Consider the following 1,398-nt stretch of genomic DNA (forward strand, 5'->3'; position numbering starts at 1 on the left):
CATCAGCAACAGCTCCTGCCGCTGACACCAGTGCTGAAGGCGAATTCCGCTTTGACCCGGTCACCGGCCGCATCATCATCGCCGGCGAAGACACACCAGAACAGGCGGCGAAGAAGAAAGCCGCCAGCGTAGAGAAAGAAGCTCAGCAGTCCGTTGACCAGGCCAGCGAAGCGGCCAACCAAGCGGTAGAAGACAGCCAGGCCAAAGCGCAAAGCGCCGTTGATGACGCCAACGAGAAAGCACAGGCTGCCCAGGCTGAAGCCGAGCAAAACGTGGAAGAACACGTCGAGCAGGCAGAACAAACCCAACAGGCCGCAGAGGACGCGGCGAACGACGTAAAAGACACGGCCGATGACGGCGGCTTCTATATTGACTGGGGGGCCAGCCAGTAGCACACTCGCGCGCATAGCCAACCCTGCGGACACTCTTCGCTATGCGCCAACTGCTTCCTGAATGGGCTCCCCAGTGGGGGGTCCTGCTCGCCTGGCCCGACGCCCACACCGATTGGGCCGATCACCTGGCCGACGCCGAAACCTGTTATCTGGATATCCTCGCTGCCCTGCTTGATCACGAGCATGTGCTGCTGGTGTGCCGTAACGCCCACATCCGTGAACATATTCACGCTCAGGTCGCTGCGCGGGGCATCGACGCCCAGCGCCTGCAGGTGGTGATCGCCGACTACAACGACACCTGGGCCCGGGATTTCGGCCCCATCGCCATTCGCAACGGCGAGCAGACACAGCTGCTGGACTACACCTTTACCGGCTGGGGCGGCAAGTTCGCCGCCGACAAGGACAACGCCCTCAACCAGCAACTGCCCTGGCAGCTCCCCCTGGAAACCCACGCCCTGGTACTGGAAGGCGGCGCCATCGATACCGATGGCCATGGCAACCTGCTGACCACCCGCCACTGCCTGCGCAACCCCAATCGCAACCCTGACCTCTCAGAAGCGGAACTGACCGAACAGCTGAAACAGCAGCTGGGCGTCAGTGACATCTGGTGGCTGGACCATGGCGAGCTGGAAGGCGACGATACCGACGCCCACGTGGACACCCTCGCCCGCTTTGTGGACGAGAAAACCCTGGCCTATGTGCAATGCCAGGATACCCGCGACAGCCACTACCCCGCCCTCGCCGCCATGGAACAGGAACTGCAAAGCCTGGCGGATCAGCATGATTTGACCCTGGTTCCGCTGGTACTGCCGTCTGCCCAGTATTGCCGCGAGGGAGAACGCCTGCCAGCCACCTACGCCAACTTTCTGATCACCAACGAGAAAATTCTGGTGCCGATTTATGGCTGCGACACGGACCAACAAGCACTGGATGCCCTGCAATCCGTCGCCGGACCACGCAGCGTGGTGGCCGTCAACTGCCGGGTACTGATCGAACAGCACGGCAG

1 protein-coding gene and 1 pseudogene are annotated in these 1,398 nt (G+C 62.0%); both read left to right on the plus strand.

The annotated features are described in order from the left end of the window. A pseudogene (locus tag A3754_RS28075) lies at positions 1-392 on the plus strand (hypothetical protein); the annotation flags it as partial. Positions 393-433: 41 nt separating this feature from the next. Continuing rightward, a partial coding sequence (locus A3754_RS22300; RefSeq protein ID WP_063521378.1) for an agmatine deiminase family protein occupies positions 434-1,398 on the plus strand: 965 nt, incomplete at its 3' end.

The organism is Alcanivorax sp. HI0083 (genome assembly GCF_001635175.1).